The organism is Streptomyces sp. NPDC006393 (genome assembly GCF_040628575.1).
Lineage (GTDB): Bacteria > Actinomycetota > Actinomycetes > Streptomycetales > Streptomycetaceae > Streptomyces.
Map to the genome: position 1 here is coordinate 1 of NZ_JBEXZD010000108.1, position 21,496 is coordinate 21,496.

Genomic DNA, 21,496 nt, shown 5'->3' on the forward strand with positions numbered 1-21,496 from the left:
GCGAGGCCGGTGTCGATGTCGGTCTCCAGACCGGTGTCGACCGACTCCTTGGCGGCGCGCAGCGCGATCGCCGGGCCCTGCGCGAGCTTCGCGGCCCAGGCGTGGGCCGCGTCGTACACCTCGGCGGCCGGGACGACGCGGTCCACCAGGCCGAGTGTGAGCGCCTCGTCGGCCTTGACCTGTCGGCCCGTGAAGATGAGGTCCTTGGCCTTGGACGGGCCGATCAGCCGGGACAGCCGCTGGGTGCCTCCCGCGCCGGGGATGAGGCCGAGCAGGATCTCCGGCTGGCCCAGCTTGGCGTTGTCGGCGGCGATGCGGTAGTCCGCGCAGAGCGCGAGCTCGCAGCCGCCCCCGAGCGCGTAGCCGGTGATCGCGGCGACCACCGGCTTGGGGATGCGGGCCACGGCGGTGAAGGAGTCCTGGAGGGCGCGGGCGCGCAGGACCATCGCCGCGTGGTCCATCACCTGCATCTCCTTGATGTCCGCGCCGGCCGCGAACACCTTCTCGCCGCCGTAGATCACCACGGCGCGGACGTCCTCGCGGCGGGTGGCCTCCTCGGCGAGCTCCTTGAGCCGGTCCTGCGTGGCGACGTCGAGCGCGTTCATGGGCGGGCGGTCCAGGCGCAGCGTGCCGACGCCCTCGGCGACTTCCAGAGTTACGGTCATGGGAAGCAGGTTAACGCTGACTAACGACGAGGGGCCCGGTGCCGTCCGTCACAGCACCGGGCCCGTCCCTCAGGAGGGAGTCACTTCTTCCAGTCGGCCCACGACATGTTCCAGCCGTTGAGCCCGTTGTCCGGGGCGACGGTCCGGTCGTGGGAGTTCTTGACCTCCACCACGTCGCCGATCATGGAGTGGTTGAAGAACCAGGCGGCCGGCACGCCGCTGTCGTAACCGCCGCGCACGTCGCGCAGGCCGACGCAGCCGTGGCTGGCGTTGTAGTTGCCGAAGGCATCGCCGCCCCAGTAGTTGCCGTGGATGAAGGTGCCGGAGGTGGTCAGGCGGATGGCGTGCGGGACGTCCTTGATGTCGTACTCGCCGCCGTAGCCGACGGTCTCGCCGTTCATACGGGTCACGGTGAGCTTCTCGCTCATCACCATCTTGCCGTTCCAGGTGTCGTACCCGGGCTTGCCGGTGGTCACCGGAATGGTCTTGATGACCTTGCCGTCACGCATGACCTTCATCGTGTGCTTCTTGGCGTCGACCACGGAGACCTGGCTGCGCCCGATGGTGAAGGTGACGGTCTTGCTCTGCTTGCCGTAGACGCCGGGACGGCCCTCGACGCCGTCCAGGTTCAGCTTGACGGTGACCTTGGTGCCGGCCTGCCAGTAGTGCTCGGGGCGGAAGTCGAGGCGGTCGTTGCCGAACCAGTGACCCTCGACGTCGACGGCCGGTTCGGTCTTGATCTGGATGGCCTTCTCGACATCCTCCGGGTGGGTGATGCCCCGGGTGAAGTTGACGGAGAACGGCATTCCGACACCGACGGTGGAGCCGTCCTCGGGGGTGAAGCTGCCGACGAAGGTGTTCTTCGGCGTGAGGGTGGTGAAGCCGGAGTCCTCGGCGGCCTGGCGGCCGGCGGAGTCCTTGGCCACCGCGTGGACCGTGTACCGGGTCGAGGCGGCCAGATGGGTGGACGGAGTCCAGGAGGTGCCACCGGCGGTCATCTGCCCGGGTATCGCGGTGCCCTTCTCGTCCTTGACGACGACCTGGGTGAGCGTGCCCTTGCTCGCGGCGACCTTGAGGGCCCCGCTGGTGTCGACGGACTTCGCGCCGTCCTTGGGGGCGATGGTGACGACCGCCTCCGACTGCTTGCTCTGCGCCGCGCCGGACGCCTTGCCCTGGCTCTTGCCCGACTCGGAGCCCGAATCGCCTCCCCCGCACGCGGTGACGGCGAGGACCAGCGCTCCGGACACCAGCGCGAGCAGCGCCCTGCGCCCGCCCGCCGCGCGCTGTGCCCCGCGTCCCCGCGCGTCAACCGACGCCCCCGATACCGGCCGCACGTTCAAGTTGGTCTCCCCTCCCCGGGTCGGTCGAACCCGCACCCCGGCGCACCCCAGCGCGTCCCGCGCGCCGCACACTCGCGCATCGTAACCACAAGGTCAGAGGCAGGATGTCAGGCAATTGTCACTGTTCCGTCCCAACTTCAACAGTCGATGGCAACGTTCCCGTCCGGGCCTCAACCCCTGCCTCCGGACCGCTCACTTGACAACATGTCCGCCCTCGACGCCCCCCGGTCGCCGCTCCCGGCGCGGTGGCCGCCGTCGAGACCGCGGCCGAGGCCGTCGGCGGGGCGGTCCGGTGCGGCGCTCGCGCGCCGTACGCGCCGTCGTACGTGCCTCATGGACTGCCCGGCGCCCGGCCCCGCTCCGGGGAAACGTGAGTGCGAGCCACGCTCTGGGCAGAACAGTGGGGAGGACCGAGCGACGGGGAGCCGCACCCGGGAGACGGACACGGGAGGAGAACACTGGGGCGGGCCGGAGGCGAACGAGCCGCGACAGCCGAAAAGGGGCCGACCAGGTGTCCAGCGCAGCCGAACAGGAGGCGGTGGCGGGCGGGCACGCCACCGGGAACGGGCGTGCCCTCGACGAGCGGCGCCCGTCCGCCGCCCGGAACGGTGCGCGCCGTGCCGCGGCGCCGCCCGCCGTGCCCGTGTGGCCGGGCGCGTCGACGCCGCTGGGCGCCCGCTTCCGGGTCGGCCCGGACGGGGTGGCCGGCACCAACTTCGCGCTGTGGGCGGGCGGCGCGGAGGCTGTCGACCTGTGCCTGTTCGACGAGTCGGGCAAGGAGACGCGCGCCCGGCTCACCGAACTGACGCACGAGATCTGGCACGGCTTCGTTCCCGGGGTCATGCCGGGCCAGCGCTACGGCTACCGGGTGCACGGCCGCTGGGACCCGTGGACCGGCGCCCGCTGGAACCCGGCGAAGCTGCTGCTGGACCCGTACGCGCGCGCGGTGGACGGCGAGTACGCCGCCTTCGGGCTGGCTCCGGAGCTGTACGGGCACGTCCGCGACTGGCCCGACCAGCATGTCGCGGACACCGTGCGCGACGACCGCGACTCCGCGCCCTTCGTGCCCAAGGGCGTGGTCGTCCATGACGACGACGACTGGTCCGACGACCGCCGCCCCAAGACGCCCTGGGCGGACTCGGTCATCTACGAGCTGCACGTGCGCGGCTTCACCCAGCGGCACCCGGGCGTCCCTCAGGAGCTGCGGGGCACGTACGCGGGTCTGGCGCACCCGGCGGCGATCGAGCACCTGGCGAGGCTGGGCGTGACGGCGGTGGAGCTGCTGCCGGTGCACCAGTTCGCGCACGAGGACCACCTGCTCCGCCGCGGCCTGCGCAACTACTGGGGCTACAACTCGATCGGCTACTTCGCCCCACACGCCGGGTACGCCGCCTCCGGCACCACCGGCCAGCAGGTCGGCGAGTTCAAGCGGATGGTGCGCGCGCTGCACGCGGCCGGCATCGAGGTGATCCTCGACGTGGTCTACAACCACACCGCGGAGGCGAGCGAGTTCGGCCCGACGCTGTCCTTGAAGGGCATCGACAACCAGCGCTACTACCGCCTGACGCCCGACGCCCGCCGGTACGCCGACTACACCGGCTGCGGCAACACCCTCAACGTCGTCCAGCCGCACGTGCTGCGCCTGATCACCGACTCACTGCGCTACTGGGTCACCGAGATGGGCGTGGACGGCTTCCGCTTCGACCTGGCCGCCGCGCTGGCCCGCTCCATGCACGACGTGGACATGCTCTCCCCGTTCCTCGCCGTGATCGCCCAGGACCCGGTGCTGCGCCGGGTCAAGCTGATCGCCGAACCGTGGGACGTCGGCTCGGGCGGCTACCAGGTGGGCGCCTTCCCGCCGCTGTGGACGGAGTGGAACGACCGCTACCGGGGCGCCGTACGGGACTTCTGGCGGCACGCCCTGCCGGACGTACGGGAGATGGGCTACCGGCTGTCCGGATCCAGCGACCTGTACGCCTGGGGCGGCCGCCGCCCGTACGCCTCCGTCAACTTCGTGACCGCGCACGACGGTTTCACCCTGCGCGACCTGGTGAGCTACGACCGCAAGCACAACGAGGCCAACGGCGAGGGCAACCGGGACGGCACGGACGACAACCGCTCCTGGAACTGCGGGGCGGAGGGCGAGACCGAGGACGAGGGGGTACGGGCGCTGCGGCGCAGACAGCTGCGGAACCTGCTGACCACGCTGCTGCTGTCCACGGGCGTGCCGATGCTGGTGGCGGGCGACGAGCTGGGCCGCACCCAGCGCGGCAACAACAACGCCTACTGCCAGGACAACGAGACCGGCTGGCTGGACTGGTCCCTGCTTCAGGACCCGGGCTGGCGGGCCCTGTTCGAGCTCACCTCCCGGCTGATCGCCCTGCGCCACCGGCACCCGGTCCTGCGCCGCCGGGCCTTCTTCTCGGGGCGGGCGCACTCGGCGGACGGCCTGCGGGACCTGGCCTGGTTCACCCCGCGCGGCACGGAGATGACGGAGGGCGACTGGTACGCCCCCGCGGCCACACTGGCGATGTACCTGTCCGGCCGGGACATCCCGGGCCGCGACGAACGCGGGGCCCCCGTCGGCGACGACAGCTTCCTGGCCGTCCTGCACGCCGGGGACCGTCCCGTGCCGTTCACGCTGCCCGGCCCGCCGTGGGCGGACCGCTACGAGGTGATCGTGGACACTTCACGGGAGGACCAGGCGGACGCGCCGGGGTCCACGCACCGGGCGGAGACCGAGATCACGGTGCCGGCCCGGTCGGTGCTGCTGCTCAAGGTCGTGGACTAGCCGGCGGCGGGCCGTGGACTAACCGAGGATCCCGCGGTCGTACGCCACCGCGACCGCTGCCGCGCGGTCGTTGACGCCGAGCTTGGCGTACAGGTGGGTGAGGTGGGTCTTGACGGTGGCCTCGCTGATGAACAGTTCGCGGGCGATCTCCCGGTTGGAGGTGCCCTTGGCGACCAGCGCCAGCACCTCGCGTTCACGGGCCGAGAGGGGCTCGTTGCCGGGGGCGGGGGCGCGGACCGCGGAGACCAGGCGGGAGGCCACGGCCGGGGAGAGGACCGTACGGCCCTCGGCGGCGGCCCGGACGGCGGTGAACAGCTCCTCGCGCGGGGCGTCCTTGAGGAGGTAGCCGGTGGCGCCCGCCTCGATCGCGGGCAGGGTGTCGGAGTCGGTGTCGTACGTGGTCAGCACCAGCACCTTGGCGCGGGCGCCGCGGCGGGCCAGCTCCCGGATGGCGTCCACGCCCGAGCCGCCGGGCATGCGCAGGTCCATGAGGACGACGTCCGGGTCCAGGGCGGTGGCACGCTCGACCGCCTCCACGCCGTTCGCGGCCTCACCGAGCACCCGGAAGCCGGGGGCGGAGTCGAACATACCGCGCAGGCCGTCACGGACGACCGGATGGTCGTCGACGATCAGCAGGGAGATGGGGGTGTCAGCGGTCATCGCGCACCAACGGTACGCGAGCCGACACCGCCGTGCCGTGCCCCGGCTCCGACTCGAGGGTGAGGGAGCCCGCGATGCGCTCGGCGCGGGCCCGCATGCCGTCCAGGCCGAAGCCGCCGGCGCGGGTGCGCGCGGGGGCGGTGAGCGGGTCGAAGCCCCGGCCGTCGTCCCGGACGTCGAGGGACACCTCGTCGCCCATGAAGGACAGGGTGACGCCGACCCGGGAGGCGCGGGCGTGCCGGGCGGCGTTGGACAGGGCCTCCTGGGCGATGCGCAGCAGGGTGGCCGCGACCTCGTCGTGCAGCTGTTCCGCGGTGCCGGTGACGGTGAACCCGGCCCGGACGCCGGTGCGGTCCCCCCACTCGGCGACGGTCTGCTTCAGCGCCTCGGGCAGGCCCTTGTCGGCCAGTGCGACGGGGGCGAGGTTGTGCACGGAGCGGCGGGCCTCGCCCAGGCTGTGCCGGGCCAGGGCCATGGCGCGGTCCACGTGCTCGCGCGCGACGGCCTCGTCCGGGGTGTTCGCCACGACCTGGAGCTGGGCGATGATGCCGGTCAGCCCCTGGGCGAGGGTGTCATGGATCTCGGCGGCCAGCCGCCGGCGCTCGTCGGCCACCCCGGCCTCGCGGGCCTGGACGACCAGCTGGGCGTGCAGGGCGGCGTTCTCGTCGAGGGCCTGCTGCAACGCCGTGTTGGTGCGCTCCAGTTCGGCGATGGTGTCGGCCTGGACGACGGCGCGGGCCTGCTCCTGCTCGGCGTACCGGGTGAAGACACTGACCAGGACCATGTTGATGAGCAGCACCAGGAAGAAGCCGAGCCACAGGATCCAGCCGCGCGGCGGCCAGCCGCCGATCTCGCTGCCGGACATGGTGACGGCGGTCAGGAAGAGACCGGGCAGCACCAGACGGCGGGGCAGCTCACGGCCGGCCGTGTAGTAGCCGGTCACGGCGTAGAAGGCGAAGAAGGGGTTGGCCCAGGTCAGCACGAAGGCGATGGCCCAGCGCAGAAAGTAGAGGCAGACACCGGTCCGGCTCGGGCCGGGCCGCTTCCGCTTCGCCCTTGCCCAGCACAGCTGGAGCACGGCGGCCGCGGGCACGAGTACGGCGCAGACGACCATCCCGGGCCGGTCCATGCCGACCGCTCGGGCCGAGATCGCCCCCGCGACCACACCGGCGGCCAGCAGCGCCCAGGGCCCCCACCCGTCGAAGGAGGCCCGGGGCTGCTGCTGCGCGGCGATCGTCATCCCACCAGTGTCCGGCACGGCTCGTTCACTCCCAGCGGAACCAGCGTGCGGCCCCCGCCGTCAGCAGCACCGTCCAGCCGGCGAGCACGCCGAGGTACTGCCAGCCGGGCCAGTGTCCGGCCGCCGCCTCGCCCAGAGCACGCGCCGCCGCACCGAACGGGGTGAGCTGCACCACACGGGCCAGCGTGTGCGGCATCTCCTGGACCGGCAGCCACACCCCCGCGCAGAACATCATCGGGAAGAACACCGCCGACCCGATCGCACCGGCGATCTTCGTGGTGCGCGACAGCGCCGACACGACGGAGCCGAGGGCGAGCGCCGCGGCGGCCGCGAGCAGCAGGGCCAGCACATACCCGGCCGGCTGCGCGGGCAGCGTCACGTCGAAGGCGAGCCGGCCGACGGCGAGCGCGAGCAGCGCCGAGGCCAGGGCCACCGTTCCCTGGACGACCATCTGCGCGGACAGCAGGGCGGAGGGCCGTACCGGGGTGAGCCGCATCCGGCGCAGGATGCCCCGCTCCCGGTGGCCGGTCAGAGCCTGGGGCAGCGACTGCACCCCGGACATGATCAGGGCGATCAGGACGGCGATGGGTGTGTAGGCGTCGACCGGGCGCAGCCCGCCCAGGGACGTGTCGGCATCCCGGAACGACGGGATCGAGCCGAGGATCACCAGCAGCAGCGTCGGGAACAGGAAGATCCAGAACACGGCGCCGGGTTCACGGCGGAACAGACGGAACTCGGTGCGCAGGACGGCGGTGTTCATGCCGCGGCCTCCTTGGTCAGGTCGAGGAACGCGTCGTCCAGAGTGGCGTCGGTGACGCGCAGCTGGTGGGCGGTGACGCGGTGGCGGGCGAGCAGGGTGATGACGGCGTTCACGGTCTCGTCGGTGCCGGAGAGCGTGATCCGGCCGTCCTTGCGCTCGATCGAGGCGATGGCCGGGAGGGAGGTGAGGTCGTGGTCGTCCAGCGGGGCCGACGGGGTGAAGCTGATGACGGTGGCACCCGCCGACCGGCGGATGAGTCCGGCGGGGGTGTCCAGCGCCGCGACCCGCCCCTTGTCGATCACCGCGATCCGGTCGCACAGCCGCTGCGCCTCCTCCATGAAGTGGGTGACGAGCAGCACGGTGACCCCGCTCTCGCGGACGTCCTCGATCAGCTGCCAGGTGTCGCGGCGGGCGCGCGGGTCGAGGCCGGTGGTGAGCTCGTCGAGCACGACGACCCGCGGGTTGCCGATGAGGGCGAGCGCGATGAACAGGCGCTGCCGCTGCCCGCCGGACAGCTTGGCGAAGCGGGTGCCGAGCTTGGCGGTGAGACCGAGGCGTTCGGCGAGGGGCCGCCAGTCGGCGGGGTCCGGGTAGAAGGAGGCGTACAGCTCCAGCGCCTCGCGCACGGTCAGCTTGGGCTGGAGCTCGCTCTGCTGGAGCTGGGCGCCGAGGATCCCGGCGACCTCGTCGTGGTCGGCGACGGGATCCAGTCCGGCGACCCGGACCCGGCCCGCGTCGGGGACGCGCAGCCCCTCGACGCATTCGACGGTGGTGGTCTTGCCGGCGCCGTTCGGGCCGAGGATGCCGAAGATCTCACCCTCGTCGACGGCGAAGGAGACGCCGTCGACGACGTTCCGGCCGCCGTAGGACTTGCGCAGTGCGCTGACTTCGATGACGGACATGGCTTCAGGGTCCCGGCGGGCGGGGCCCGCGCGCATCGGCCGACGCGCTCGAAGCGGCATCAGCCGATCGGTTGACACGGCGCTACGACCGGACGGCGCTCCCAGCGGTTCGGGTGGTCGAACACGCAGGTCGTAGGACCAACGGCCGAGTGAGGTCCGGCGAAAACTCGGTGGGCGATGTCAGTGGCGATCCGTACGCTCGCTCATGATGCCCACCACACCCGCCACCGCCCCTGAACCCGTCGACCGTACCGACCGGTCGGCCGTCCGCTCGCTGCTGCGCCTGTGGCCGTACGTCCGGCCGGTACGGGCGCGGTTGTCGCTCGCCGCGTTCGTCGCGATCGTCGCCTCCTGCGTGGGGCTGGTGATCCCGCTCGTCCTGAAGTGGCTGGTGGACGGGCCGGTCGCGGGCCGTGACCCGGGGGGCGTGTGGCTCGGCGCGCTGTACCTGCTGCTGCTCGGCGTGGCCGAGGCGCTGCTGTTCGGGCTGCGGCGGTGGCTGGTGGCGCGCCCGCTCTCCCGTGTCGAGGCGGAGATGCGGGCGGCCCTCTACCGGCATCTGCAACGGCTGCCGGTCGCCTTCCACGACCGCTGGCCCTCCGGACAGTTGCTCTCCCGGGGCACGACCGACCTGATGCTGCTACGTCAGTTCCTCGCCTTCCCGCTGACGTTCCTGCTGGTCAACGGCGTGACGATCCTGGTGGGCGTGGTCATCATGCTGCTCCAGGACTGGACGCTGGGGCTGGTGATGCTGGCGCCCGCCGTGCCGCTGATCGCCCTGAGCGCGCTCTTCGAGAAGCGGTACGCGCACGTGGCCCGGCTGGCGCAGGACCAGGTGGGGGACCTGACGACGGTGGTCGAGGAGAGTGTGCTCGGCATCCGCATCATCAAGGGGTTCGGTCGCCACCGCAGTCAGGCGCGGGCGTTCCGCGAGCTGTCGCACACCCTGCGCTCCACCGAACTGCGCAAGGCCCGCCTGCTGGCGACCATCTGGGCGGTCATCATGACCCTGCCCGAGGTGGCCATCGGGGGCACGCTGGTGGTGGGCGCGGTGCAGGTCTCCGACGGGTCGCTGTCCGCGGGCACGCTGGTCGCCTTTCTCTCCACGGCACTCGCGCTGCGGTGGCCGGTGGAGTCGATCGGCTTCCTGCTGGCGATGAGCCAGGAGGCGGCGACGGCCACGGAGCGGTACTTCGAGGTGATGGACGCGGAACCGGAATCGGCGCCTGGTACCGCCGGGTCGCGCGAGCTCCCCCAGCCCGGCGCCGACTCCGGACAACCGGACGGCCTCCGGTTCGACGGTGTCCGTTTCCGCTACCCCGACGCCCCGCAGGACTCCCCGCCCCTCCTCGACCGGATCGACCTGCACATCCGCCCCGGCGAGTCCATGGCCCTGGTCGGCGCGACCGGCAGCGGGAAGACGACGCTCACCGCGCTCGTCCCCCGCCTGCACGAGGTGACCGAGGGCCGGATCACCCTCGACGGCCGGGACATCACCGCCATGACCCGCGAGGAGCTGCGCACGCTGGTCGCCGTCGCCTTCGAGGAGCCCACCCTGTTCTCCGCGAGCGTCGCGGACAACGTTCTCATGGGCGCCGACGGCACGGCGGGCACCGCCGAGCTGGACCGCGCCCTGTCCGTCGCCCAGGCCGGTTTCGTGGGCGCCCTCCCGCAGGGCGCCGCCACCCAGGTCGGCGAGCAGGGTCTCAGCCTCTCCGGCGGCCAGCGGCAGCGTCTCGCGCTGGCCCGCGCGGTCGTCGGCCGCCCGCGCTTCCTGGTCCTGGACGACCCGCTGTCCGCCCTGGACGTGCACACGGAGGCGGCCGTGGAGGCGGCCCTGCGCCAGGTGCTGGCCGACACCACCGCCCTGATCGTGGCGCACCGCCCGTCCACGGTGCTGCTGGCCGACCGCGTCGCGCTGCTGTCGAACGGCCGGATCGCCGCCGTGGGCACCCATCACGAACTGCTGCGCGCCGACGCCGAGTACGCCCGGCTGATGTCGGGCGCTTCGGGAGACGAGGAGGACGACGACCGATGACGGCCCCCACGGCCTCCGTCCCGACCGCCGAGGACGAGGCGGACCCGCCGCTGTCCCGGGACGAGGGCGACCCCTTCGACCGGGACGTCCTGCCCACTCCCCCGGGCGCCACCGCCGCCCTGCTCCGCTCGCTGCTGGCGCCCATGCGGGCCCGCGTGGCCGGCACCACGCTCCTGCTGCTGCTCCAGCAGGCGGCGGTCCAGGCGGGCCCGCTGCTGGTGGCGTACGCCATCGACACCGCCGTACCGGCGCTGCGCGACCACGACCGCGGGCCGCTGGTCGCGGTGGCCGTCGGCTATCTGCTGTGCGCGCTGGCCTCGGGCGCCCTGCAATGGGCGTTCATCGTGGCCGCGGCCCGGGTCAACCAGGACGTGCTGCTGGACCTGCGCGGCCGGATCTTCCGCCACGCCCAGGCGCTCAGCGTCGACTTCTACGAGCGGTACACCTCGGGCCGGCTCATCTCCCGTTCCACCACGGACGTGGAGTCGCTGCGCGAGCTGCTCAGCGAGGGCCTCCAGGAGCTGGTCACGGTCATCCTCTCCTTCGTCTCCATCTCGGCGATGCTGCTGTGGCTGGACGTGGGCCTCGGCGCGGTCGCGGTGGCGAGCTTCGTACCGCTGTACCTGCTGGTGCGGCTCTACCAGCGGCGCGCGGGGCGGGTGTACCGGGAGCGGTCCACGGCGATCGCGGCGGTGATCGTGAAGTTCGTGGAGACGATGAACGGCATCCGGCCGGTGCGCGCCTTCCGCCGCGAGGCGGCCAACGACGCCGGCTTCCGCGTCCTCAACGGCCGCCACGAGCGCACCAACGGCGACGCGCTGCTGGAGATGGCCCGCTATGTCGTCGGCTCCCGGCTGGTGGCCAACACGGCGGTCGCGGCGATCGTGCTGTGGGGCGCCTGGCGGGTGACGGACGGCTCGCTGGAGCTGGGCGTGCTGGCCGCGGCGGTGCTGTATCTGCGCCGGCTGTACGACCCGATCGACCGGCTCGGCATGTTCCTCAACTCCTACCAGTCGGCGGCGGCCTCGCTGGAGAAGATCGCGGGTCTGCTGGCCCAGACCCCGTCGGTGCCGGAGCCGTCGGCGCCGCGGCGGCTCCCGCCGCTCGCGTCCGCCCTTCCGGGCCGCACGGTGGTCTTCGACGGCGTCCGCTTCGGCTACCGCACCGGCGGCGAGGTACTGCCCCGCTTCGACCTGACCGTCCCGGCCGGCCAGACCGTGGCGGTGGTCGGCTCGACCGGCGCGGGCAAGTCCACCCTGGCCAAGCTGCTGGCGCGGTTCTACGACCCGACGGACGGCCGGGTGCTGCTGGACGGGGTGGACCTGCGCGAGCTCGCCGTGCCCGAACTGCGGCGCGGGGTGGTCATGGTGACCCAGGAGGCGTTCCTGTTCTCCGGCACGGTCGCCGAGAACATCGCCATCGGCCGCCCGGAGGCGACCCGCGAGGAGATCGAGCACGCCGCGAAGGCCATCGGCGCCCACGACTTCATCAGCACCCTGCCCGACGGCTACGACACGGACGTACGCAAGCGGGGCGGCCGCATCTCGGCCGGGCAGCGGCAACTGGTCGCCTTCGCACGGGCGTTGCTCGCCGACCCGTCGGTGCTGATCCTGGACGAGGCGACCAGTTCCCTGGACATTCCGGGCGAGCGGGCGGTGCAGCGCGCGATGGACACGGTCCTTCGGGGACGTACGGCCGTGGTGATCGCGCACCGTCTGTCCACCGTGGAGATCGCCGACCGGGTGCTGGTGATGGAGCACGGCCGCGTCGTGGAGGACGGCTCCCCGTCCGACCTGATCGCGGGCACCGGGCGCTTCGCGCGTCTGCACCGGGCCTGGCGCGACAGTCTGGCCTGAGCGGAGGAGACCGGTCCGACCCGGGACGGACGGGACGAGTACGGCCTTGACGGACGAGACGGGGGCAACGTGATCGACGCGTACGAGGACCCGGGGACGCCCGACCGGCGGGGCGGCTGGCGGTATCTGTGGTGGCTGGTCAGGTGCCAGCCGGGGCGGTCGGCGGCCGGGGCGCTGCTGGCCAGTGTCTGGATGGTGCTGCTGGCGGCGACGCCGTATCTGATGTCGCGGGCGATCGACGACGGCCTCGCGGCGGGGAACACGGCGGCGCTGGCGGGCTGGACGGGCGCGCTGTTCGCGGTCGGGGCGTTCAACGCCTGGCTGAGCATCATGCGGCACCGGACGATGACCCGGGTGCGGATGGACGCCAACTTCCGCACGGTCAAGGTGGTCGTCGGCCATGTGGTCCGGCTGGGCGCCGCGCTGCCGCGGCGGGTCGGCGCCGGGGAGGTCGTCACCATCGGCGTCGGCGACGTCCAGATCATCAGCCAGTGCCTGACCGTGGTCGGCCCCGGCGTCGGCTCGGTCGTGGTGTACGCGGTGGTGGCCGGGCTGCTGCTGTCGATCTCGGGACCGCTGGCCGCGGTGGTGCTGCTGGGGGCGCCGCTGACCGCGGTGCTCGTCGGGCCGCTGATGCGGCGGCTCCAGGGCGCCGAGGGCGAGTACCGGGAGCGGCAGGGGGTGCTCACCGCGCGGATCGGGGACCTCGCGGGCGGGCTGCGCGTGCTCAATGGCCTCGGTGGCAAGGGGCTGTTCGCTCAGGCGTTCCGCCGGGACTCGCAGCGGCTGCGCGCGCAGGGCTACCGGGTGGGCGCGGTGGCCTCCTGGCTCCAGGCGCTCGGGACGGGGCTGCCGACGCTGTTCCTGGCCGTGGTGACCTGGCTGGCGGCGCGGCTGGCCGCCGAGGGGCGGATCACCATCGGCGAGCTGGTGTCGGTGTACGGCTATGTCGCGGTCCTGGTGACACCGGTGGCGTTCTTCGTCGAGACGGGCTACCAGCTCAGCCGTGGTGTGGTGGCCGCCCGCCGGGTCGTACGGCTGCTGCGGGTGGAGCCGGAGGAGGACACCGGCAGCCGGGAGGCGCCCGCCGAACCGTCCGTGCTGTACGACCCGGAGTCGGGCGTCCGGGTTCGGCCGGGCCGGCTGACGGCGCTGGTGTGCGCCCGCCCCGCCGACGCGGCGGCGGTGGTCGACCGCCTGGGCCGGTACGAGCCGTCGGACGCCACCTGGGGCGGGGTGCGGCTGGACGAGATCGAACTGTCCGCGGTGCGCGAGCGGATCCTGGTCGCGGACAACGAGGCCGATCTGTTCGCCGGTCTGCTGCGGGACGTGGTGTCGGGGCATCGGGAGCGCGACCCGGTGGAGGTGGAGCGGGCGTTCCGCACGGCCGTCGCCGAGGACATCGTGCGGGGGCTGCCGGACGGCCTCGACTCGCCCGTGACCGCGCAGGGCCGCAGTCTGTCCGGCGGCCAGCGGCAGCGGGTGCGGCTGGTGCGGGCCCTGCTGGCCGACCCGGAGGTGCTGCTGGCGGTGGAGCCGACGTCGGCGCTGGACGCGCACACCGAGGCGGCGGTCGCGGAGCGGCTGCGGCGGGCGCGCGCGGGACGCACGACGCTCGTGACGACCACCTCGCCGCTGGTGCTGGACCACGCCGACACCGTGCACCACCTGGTCGACGGCAAGGTGGCGGCCACCGGCGGCCACCGCGAGCTCCTCGACGCCGAGCCGGGCTACCGGGCCCTGGTGGCGCGGGACACCGAGGAGGCCGTGGCGCAGGACGCCGACGAGGCCCCGGGCGACGGCCCGCTCACCGCGAAGGAGACCGTGCGATGACGGCGGGGGCGGCGGGGACGGAAGGCACCGGTGGCCGGCTGCCGATCGCGGAACCGGCGGACGTACGGCGGGCCGCGGCCCGCCTGGTCCGGGCGGAGGGTCGGGCCTTCACGGCGGTCCTCGTCCTGAACGCGCTGGCCGCCGGCGCCGGGCTCGCCGGCCCCTGGCTGCTGGGCCGGATCGTCGACCACGTCCGGGCCGGGGACGGAGTCGGCGCCGTCGACCGGATGGCGCCGGCCATCCTGGTGTGCGCGCTGGCCCAGTTGCTGCTGGCGCGCTGGGCGCGGTACGTGGGACACCGCTTCGGCGAGCGCACGCTGGCGCGGGTGCGCGAGGAGTTCGTGGACCGGGCGCTGGCGCTGCCGGCGTCGGTGGTGGAGCGGGCCGGCACGGGTGACCTGACCACGCGCGGCACCGCGGACGTGGCCACCGTCGGCACCACCCTGCGGGACGTGGGACCGGAGTTGCTGGTCTGCGTGGCGCAGGCGCTGTTCGTGCTGGTCGCGGTGTTCGTCCTCGACCCGCTGCTCGGGGCCGTCGGCGTGCTCGCGCTGACGCCGATCTGGGTGGCCCTGCGCTGGTACCTGCGCCGGGCCCGGGACGGCTATCTCGCCGAAGGGGCGGCCGGCTCCGAGGTCGCCGAGATCCTGGCGGCGACCGCCTCCGGGGCCCGTACGGTCGGGGCGTTCCGGCTGGCCGGACGGCGGGTCGAGGCGAGCCGGGACGCCGTGGAGGCGGCCCGGCGCGCCCGCCTGTACACGCTGTTCCTGCGGACCGTGTTCTTCCCGGCGGTCGAGGTGTCGTACATCCTCCCCGTGGCCGGGGTGCTGGTGGTCGGCGGGGTGCTGCACGCGCGGGGCGCGGTGACGCTGGGCACGGTGGTGGCGGCCGCCCTGTATCTGCGGCAGTTCACCGAGCCGCTGGACCAGATCCTGATGCACGTGGAGCAACTGCAGAGCAGTGGCGCCTCCTTCGCCCGTGTGGAGGGCCTGGCCCGGGCCCCGCGCTCGGCTCCGGCCGGCTCCCCGGCCCCGGCGGACGACCGCATCGACGTCACCGGGGTCCACTACGCCTACGACCACGGCGGCGAGGTGCTGCACGGGGTCGATCTGACGGTGCGGCCCGGGGAGCGGCTGGCCGTGGTGGGGCCGTCCGGGGCCGGGAAGACCACGCTGAGCCGGCTGCTCGCGGGCGTCGACGCGCCGGGCTCGGGCTCGGTGACGGTGGGCGGGGTGCCGGTGGCGGACCTGGAGCCGGAGCGGCTGCGCCGCCAGGTCGTGCTGGTCACCCAGGAGCACCACGTGTTCCTGGGGACGGTCCGCGACAATCTGCGCATCGCCGAACCGGCGGCGACGGACGAGCGGTTGTGGGCGGCGCTGGCCGCCGTGGGCGCCGATGCCTGGGCCGCGGAGCTGCCGGACGGACTGGACACCGAGCTGGGGCCGGACGGCTGCCGTACGGACGGCTCGCGGGCCCAGCAACTGGCCCTGGCCCGGGTGGTCCTGGCCGATCCGCACACGCTGATCCTGGACGAGGCCACGGCCCTGCTCGACCCGGCGACCGCCCGGCACACCGAGCGTGCCCTGGCGGCCGTGCTGGAGGGCCGTACGGTCATCGCCATCGCGCACCGCCTGCACACCGCCCATGACGCCGACCGTGTGGCGGTGATGGAGAACGGCCGGCTGACCGAACTGGGCACCCACGAGGAGCTGGTGGCGGCGGGCGGGGCGTACGCGGCGCTGTGGCGCACCTGGCACGGGGACGGCGCCGCCGTAAGCTCGCAGGGTGATTGAGACCATCGCGTTCGACGTCGGCGAGACGATCACCCGGGACGACCGCTACTGGGCGGACTGGGCGGACTGGCTGAAGGTCCCGCGTCACACCCTGTCCGCGCTCGTCGGCGCCGTCGTCGCGCGGGGCGAGGACAACACCGAGGCGCTGCGGCTGGTGCGCCCCGGTCTCGACGTCGCGGCCGAGTTCCGTGCCCGGGAGATGGCGGGCCGCGGCGAGTACCTCGGCGAGGAAGACCTCCACGACGACGTGCGCCCGGTCCTGTCTCAGCTGCGGGCGCGGGGGCTGCGGGTCGTCGTGGCCGGCAACCAGACGGCCCGGGTGGGCGGGCTGCTGCGCGCCCTGGACCTCCCGGCGGACGTCGTGGCCACCTCCGGGGAGTGGGGCGTCGCCAAGCCGCGGAGGGAGTTCTTCCGGCGCGTGGTGGAGGCGGGGCGGGCGGAGGCGGGCGCGACCCTGTACGTGGGGGACCACCCGGTGAACGACGTGTTCCCGGCGAAGGCGGCCGGGCTGCGCGTGGCGCACCTGCGGCGGGGGCCGTGGGGGCATCTGTGGGCGGACGACCCGGAGGTGGTGGCGGCGGCGGACTGGCGGATCGACCGTCTCACCGATCTCACGGCGCTCCTCGACGACCCGAGTCGGCACCACGGCTGACCTGCGCCGGAACGCCGACGCGGCTCCGTAGCGGGTTCGTATACCGAACATGAACATCCGGACAACGAACGATTTCCGGCCAAGTTCGTGACGCGCCCCTGACAAGAGCGGCCTTTCCCTGCCACTCTTCCCCTCGGCCGTTCACAGCCACCCCACAGCATCCCCCCACGGTTCGACGGCGGTGACCCGGCCGGCGCTCCACACGCCGCACGCACTGCGCAGTCCGTATCCGGCACCTCGCACCTGCACCTCGCACATCGCACCTGGTTCCGCGTTCCACGCAGTTCTGCCCGGACGTCTCACCCCGCGTCCGGTTCTCCCCCTGGCCGCGCGACCCGTGGCCACGCAGAAGGAGTCAGTGTTGAGTAGCAGCAGCTCTCGCAGACGCACCTCCCACACCACCCGTCGGCGGGCCGCGGGCATCGCCCTGGCCGGTGTCACCGCCCTGATCGCCACGGCCGTCCAGTCGGGCGCGGCGAGCGCCAGCCCGGCGCAGGCGCCGCACTCCGGGAAGATCAACCCGGCCCATGTCGCGGTCAAGCTCACGCCCTCGCAGCGTGCCGAGCTGATCCGCGACGCCGACGGCGCCAAGGCGCGCACGGCGAAGGACCTCGGGCTCGGCGCCCAGGAGAAGCTGGTCGTCAAGGACGTCGTCAAGGACGCCGACGGCACCCTGCACACCCGCTACGAGCGCACCTACGCCGGCCTGCCGGTCCTCGGCGGCGACCTGGTCGTCGACACCGCCAAGTCGGGGCAGACCGAGCGCGTGCTCAAGGCGACCAACGCGGCCGTGAAGGTCGCGAGCCTCACGCCCAAGGTGTCGAAGGCGACCGCCGAGAAGCAGGCCGTGCGGAGCGCCGAGGCGCTGGGCAGCACCAAGACGTCGGCCGACCAGTCCGCCCGCACGGTGATCTGGGCGGCGAGCGGCAAGCCGGTGCTGGCCTACGAGACGGTCATCGGGGGCCTCCAGGACGACGGGACCCCGAACCAGCTGCACGTGATCACCGACGCGAGCACGGGCAAGGAGCTGTTCCGCTACCAGGGCATCGAGACCGGCGTCGGCAACACCCAGTACAGCGGCCAGGTCCCGCTGACCACGACGCTGTCGGGTTCGACGTACACGCTGAACGACGGCTCGCGCGGCGGCCACAAGACGTACAACCTCAACCACGGCACGTCCGGCACCGGGACGCTGTTCAGCCAGTCCAGCGACACCTGGGGCAACGGCACCACGTCGAACGCCGCCACCGCGGCCGCCGACGCGCACTACGGTGCGGCGGTCACCTGGGACTTCTACAAGAACACCTTCGGCCGCAGCGGCATCCGCAACGACGGCAGGGCCGCGTACTCCCGCGTCCACTACGGCAACTCGTACGTGAACGCGTTCTGGGACGACAGCTGCTTCTGCATGACCTACGGCGACGGCTCGGGCAACGCCGACCCGCTGACGTCGATGGACGTGGCCGGCCACGAGATGAGCCACGGCGTCACCTCCAACACCGCGGGCCTCAACTACAGCGGCGAGTCCGGCGGTCTGAACGAGGCCACCTCCGACATCTTCGGCACCGGCGTGGAGTTCTACGCGGGCAACAGCACCGATGTGGGCGACTACCTCATCGGCGAGAAGATCGACATCAACGGCGACGGCACCCCGCTGCGCTACATGGACAAGCCCAGCAAGGACGGCGCCTCCGCCGACTCCTGGTACTCGGGTGTCGGCAACAAGGACGTGCACTACTCGTCCGGCATCGCCAACCACTTCTTCTACCTGCTGAGCGAGGGCAGCGGCGCCAAGGTCATCAACGGCGTCAGCTACAACTCGCCCACGTCGGACGGGCTTCCGGTCACCGGCATCGGCCGGGACAAGGCGCTCCAGATCTGGTACCGGGCGCTGACCACCAAGTTCACCTCCACCACCAACTACGCGGCGGCCCGCACCGGCACGCTCGCGGCGGCCGGTGAGCTGTACGGCACCTCCGGCGCCGAGTACAAGGCGGTGCAGGACGCCTGGGCGGCCGTCGCGGTCGGGTCGCGCTCCGGTGGCGGCGGGGGCGGCGGCACCACGTTCGAGAACAGCTCCGACGTGCAGATCCCGGACTACCCGGGATCGGCGGTCACCTCGTCCATCACGGTCTCCGGGCGCAGCGGCAACGCGCCCTCCAACCTCCAGGTCTCGGTGGACATCGTGCACACCTGGAGCGGTGACCTCCAGATCGACCTGGTGGCCCCTGACGGGTCGGCGTACCGGCTGAAGAACAGCGCCTACGACCCGACGCCCGACGTGCACGCGACCTACACGGTCAACGCCTCCTCCGAAACGGCCAACGGCACCTGGAAGCTGCGCGTCAAGGACCTGGGCGCGCAGGACACGGGCTACATCGACGACTGGAAGCTGACCTTTCCCTAGGAGCTTCTGGTAGGCGGCAGAACCCCGAGGACAGGGCGCCGTTCCGGTGGTGGACCACCCGGAACGGCGCCCGTTCACACTGCCGAAACATCAACGCGCTCGTCGATTTTCGGTCAACATCACTTCGGGGTCATGACATGTACGCGCCGTTAATGCCACTCTTCCTGCACCCGCCGCACGAGCAAAGCAACCTGACCCTCTCTCCGGCCCGGCAACCCCACGCCTGCCGGACTCCCCCACAGAAGGAGCTTGTGTGACTCCCCGCTACGCGCGTCACAAGCGCACCACTCTGGCCGTCGCCACCGCCGTCGCCGCCGGAGCCCTTCTCAGCACCGGTCTGACCACCAGTGCCTCCGCCCAGACGCCCGCCGACTCCACGGGCCACGCCACACTCGCCGCCGCCCCGACCGCGCTCTCCGACGCGGCGCGCGTCTCCCTCCTCCAGCAGGCCCAGTCCGGCGCGGCCGACACCGCCCGGGAGATAGGCCTCGGCGCCAAGGAGAAGCTGGTCGCCAAGGACGCCGTCAAGGACGCCGACGGCACGGTGCACACCCGCTACGAGCGCACCTACGCCGGCCTGCCGGTCCTCGGCGGCGACCTGATCGTCCACACCTCCGGGGCCGGGAAGACCGAAGGCGTCACCAAGGCCACCAAGGCGGCCATCAAGGTGGCCTCGCTCACGCCGAAGGTCGCCCCCGCCAAGGCGGAGAAGCAGGCCCTGGCCCTCGCCCAGGACGCCGGTTCCGCGAACACCACCGCCGACCAGGCCCCGCGCAAGGTCGTCTGGGCGGCGAACGGCACGCCGGTCCTCGCCTACGAGACCGTCGTCGGCGGCTTCCAGGACGACGGCACCCCGAACCAGCTGCACGTCATCACCGACGCCGCCACCGGCAAGAAGCTCTACGAGTTCCAGGGCATCGAGACCGGCACCGGCAAGACCCTGTACTCGGGCACGGTGACGCTCGGCACCTACCTGTCGGGGTCGACGTACCAGCTGTACGACACCTCGCGCGGCGGCCACAAGACGTACAACCTGGCCCGCAGGACCTCCGGCACCGGCACCCTGTTCACCGACGCGGACGACGTGTGGGGCACCGGCACCGCCTCCAGCTCCTCCTCCGACCAGACGGCCGCCGCCGACGCCGCCTACGGCGCCCAGGAGACCTGGGACTTCTACAAGAGCACCTTCGGCCGCAACGGCATCCGCAACGACGGCAGGGCCGCGTACTCGCGCGTCCACTACGGCAGCAACTACGTCAACGCGTTCTGGGACGACAGCTGCTTCTGCATGACCTACGGCGACGGCTCGGGCAACACCCACCCGCTGACCTCGCTGGACGTGGCCGGCCACGAGATGAGCCACGGCGTCACCTCCAACACGGCCGGGCTGAACTACTCCGGTGAGTCGGGCGGTCTGAACGAGGCCACCTCCGACATCTTCGGCACCGGCGTGGAGTTCTACGCGGGCAACTCCGCCGACAAGGGCGACTACCTCATCGGCGAGAAGATCAACATCAACGGCGACGGCACCCCGCTGCGCTACATGGACAAGCCCAGCAAGGACGGCGGCTCCGCCGACTACTGGTCCTCCAGCGTGGGCAGCAAGGACGTGCACTACTCCTCCGGCGTCGCCAACCACTTCTTCTACCTGCTGAGCGAGGGCAGCGGCGCCAAGTCCATCAACGGCGTCAGCTACAACTCGCCGACGTACAACGGCTCCACGGTCACCGGCATCGGCCGGGCCAAGGCGCTCCAGATCTGGTACAAGGCGCTGACCACGTACATGACGTCGACGACCAACTACAAGGCCGCCCGCACGGCGACCCTGAACGCGGCGTCGGCCCTGTACGGCTCGACGAGCACCGAGTACAAGACGGTCGCCGCGGCCTGGTCCGCGGTCAACGTCAACTGAACAGGGGGCAGCTGACGAGGGGCGGCGCCCGGGAGACCCGACTCCCGGGCGCCGCTCCGCGACCCCCTGGGCACCCCCTAGGCTTGGGTCCCATGTCTTCGGAGGACTTCACCTACGAGGAGGTCGGCGCGACCCGCGAGCAGGGACACTGCCCGCCCGGCTTCCACCCCCTGCACGTGCGCACCCGCATCGGTGAGGGCGAGGAGGTGTTCCGGCGCGCCGCCGAGGCCGTGCTGACCTGGGAGCTGCACCGCGCCATCGGCGTGGGCATCGGCGCCTCGACCGACCGCGCCGTCCCCGGCGCCGACGTCACGGTCACCCTCGCCGGGATGATCAAGGCCCCCTGCCGGATCGTGTGGACGGTGGACGAACCCCGCCGCGCCGGCTGGGCCTACGGCACCCTGCCCGGCCACCCGGAGACCGGCGAGGAGTCCTTCGTCGTCGACCGCACCGGCGACGGCACGGTCTGGCTGACGGTGAGCGCTTTCAGCCGCCCCGCCAAGTGGTACGCCCGCGCCGGCGGCCCGGCGACCCGCGGCTTCCAGCACGCCTACGCACGTCGCTGCGGAACGGTGCTGCGCCGGCTGTGCGCGGAGTTCCAGCCCGAGTAACGCTGGGTCCCCTGTGTCCGCTGGGACTTATGAGGC

General features: G+C 72.6%; 15 protein-coding genes. 9 read left to right on the top strand and 6 right to left on the bottom strand.

Going from position 1 to position 21,496, the window contains the following annotated elements; translation table 11 throughout:
* On the bottom strand, positions 1–665 hold a 665-nt coding region (locus tag ABZ484_RS31400; RefSeq protein ID WP_358869314.1), incomplete at its 3' end, for an enoyl-CoA hydratase/isomerase family protein.
* An 80-nt stretch (positions 666–745) separates the two neighbouring features.
* Positions 746–1,999, bottom strand: coding sequence for an Ig-like domain-containing protein (locus ABZ484_RS31405; RefSeq protein WP_358869331.1), 1,254 nt, complete (start codon positions 1,997–1,999; stop codon positions 746–748).
* A 517-nt stretch (positions 2,000–2,516) separates the two neighbouring features.
* On the opposite strand from ABZ484_RS31405, the gene glgX reads away from it, so the two are divergent.
* Positions 2,517–4,796 carry a glycogen debranching protein GlgX gene (gene glgX / locus ABZ484_RS31410; RefSeq protein ID WP_358869315.1) on the top strand — a complete coding sequence of 760 codons (2,280 nt, stop codon included), beginning with the start codon at positions 2,517–2,519 and terminating at the stop codon, positions 4,794–4,796.
* An 18-nt stretch (positions 4,797–4,814) separates the two neighbouring features.
* Here the strand turns inward: glgX and ABZ484_RS31415 are convergent, their stop codons facing one another.
* From ABZ484_RS31415 to ABZ484_RS31430, 4 genes are read right to left on the bottom strand one after another with little or no spacing between them, the layout of a single operon-like run.
* Positions 4,815–5,456: a response regulator transcription factor gene (locus ABZ484_RS31415; protein ID WP_358869316.1), complete on the bottom strand. Its 642-nt coding sequence runs from the start codon at positions 5,454–5,456 to the stop codon at positions 4,815–4,817.
* Positions 5,446–6,696 (bottom strand): sensor histidine kinase, encoded by a 1,251-nt coding sequence (locus tag ABZ484_RS31420; protein ID WP_358869317.1) that lies wholly within the window; start codon positions 6,694–6,696, stop codon positions 5,446–5,448. Before ABZ484_RS31420 ends, ABZ484_RS31415 begins: the two co-directional genes overlap by 11 nt.
* Positions 6,697–6,721: 25 nt before the next feature.
* Complete coding sequence (locus tag ABZ484_RS31425) at positions 6,722–7,456, bottom strand: ABC transporter permease (RefSeq protein ID WP_358869318.1); 735 nt, start codon at positions 7,454–7,456, stop codon at positions 6,722–6,724.
* Complete coding sequence (locus ABZ484_RS31430) at positions 7,453–8,358, bottom strand: ABC transporter ATP-binding protein (protein WP_358869319.1); 906 nt, start codon at positions 8,356–8,358, stop codon at positions 7,453–7,455. Before ABZ484_RS31430 ends, ABZ484_RS31425 begins: the two co-directional genes overlap by 4 nt.
* Positions 8,359–8,566: 208 nt before the next feature.
* On the opposite strand from ABZ484_RS31430, the gene ABZ484_RS31435 reads away from it, so the two are divergent.
* From ABZ484_RS31435 to ABZ484_RS31470, 8 genes are all read left to right on the top strand, one after another.
* Positions 8,567–10,396 carry an ABC transporter ATP-binding protein gene (locus ABZ484_RS31435; protein ID WP_358869320.1) on the top strand — a complete coding sequence of 610 codons (1,830 nt, stop codon included), beginning with the start codon at positions 8,567–8,569 and terminating at the stop codon, positions 10,394–10,396.
* Entirely contained in the window at positions 10,393–12,252 is a 1,860-nt protein-coding gene (locus ABZ484_RS31440; protein ID WP_358869321.1) for an ABC transporter ATP-binding protein, read from the top strand. Before ABZ484_RS31435 ends, ABZ484_RS31440 begins: the two co-directional genes overlap by 4 nt.
* A 69-nt stretch (positions 12,253–12,321) precedes the next feature.
* Positions 12,322–14,085 (top strand): ABC transporter ATP-binding protein, encoded by a 1,764-nt coding sequence (locus tag ABZ484_RS31445; protein WP_358869322.1) that lies wholly within the window; start codon positions 12,322–12,324, stop codon positions 14,083–14,085.
* Positions 14,082–15,878 carry an ABC transporter ATP-binding protein gene (locus tag ABZ484_RS31450; RefSeq protein ID WP_358869323.1) on the top strand — a complete coding sequence of 599 codons (1,797 nt, stop codon included), beginning with the start codon at positions 14,082–14,084 and terminating at the stop codon, positions 15,876–15,878. Before ABZ484_RS31445 ends, ABZ484_RS31450 begins: the two co-directional genes overlap by 4 nt.
* Positions 15,871–16,530, top strand: a complete 660-nt coding sequence (locus ABZ484_RS31455; RefSeq protein WP_358869324.1) for an HAD family hydrolase — start codon at positions 15,871–15,873, stop codon at positions 16,528–16,530. Before ABZ484_RS31450 ends, ABZ484_RS31455 begins: the two co-directional genes overlap by 8 nt.
* Before the next feature lie 361 nt (positions 16,531–16,891).
* Positions 16,892–18,937, top strand: coding sequence for a M4 family metallopeptidase (locus tag ABZ484_RS31460; RefSeq protein WP_358869325.1), 2,046 nt, complete (start codon positions 16,892–16,894; stop codon positions 18,935–18,937).
* 253 nt (positions 18,938–19,190) lie between these two features.
* The gene (locus tag ABZ484_RS31465; protein ID WP_358869326.1) at positions 19,191–20,849 is read left to right on the top strand and encodes a M4 family metallopeptidase; all 1,659 of its coding nucleotides are present in this window, start codon (positions 19,191–19,193) and stop codon (positions 20,847–20,849) included.
* A 92-nt stretch (positions 20,850–20,941) separates the two neighbouring features.
* On the top strand, positions 20,942–21,460 hold the full coding sequence (locus ABZ484_RS31470; RefSeq protein WP_358869327.1) for a DUF1990 domain-containing protein: 519 nt from the start codon (positions 20,942–20,944) through the stop codon (positions 21,458–21,460).
* Positions 21,461–21,496 lie beyond the last annotated feature (36 nt).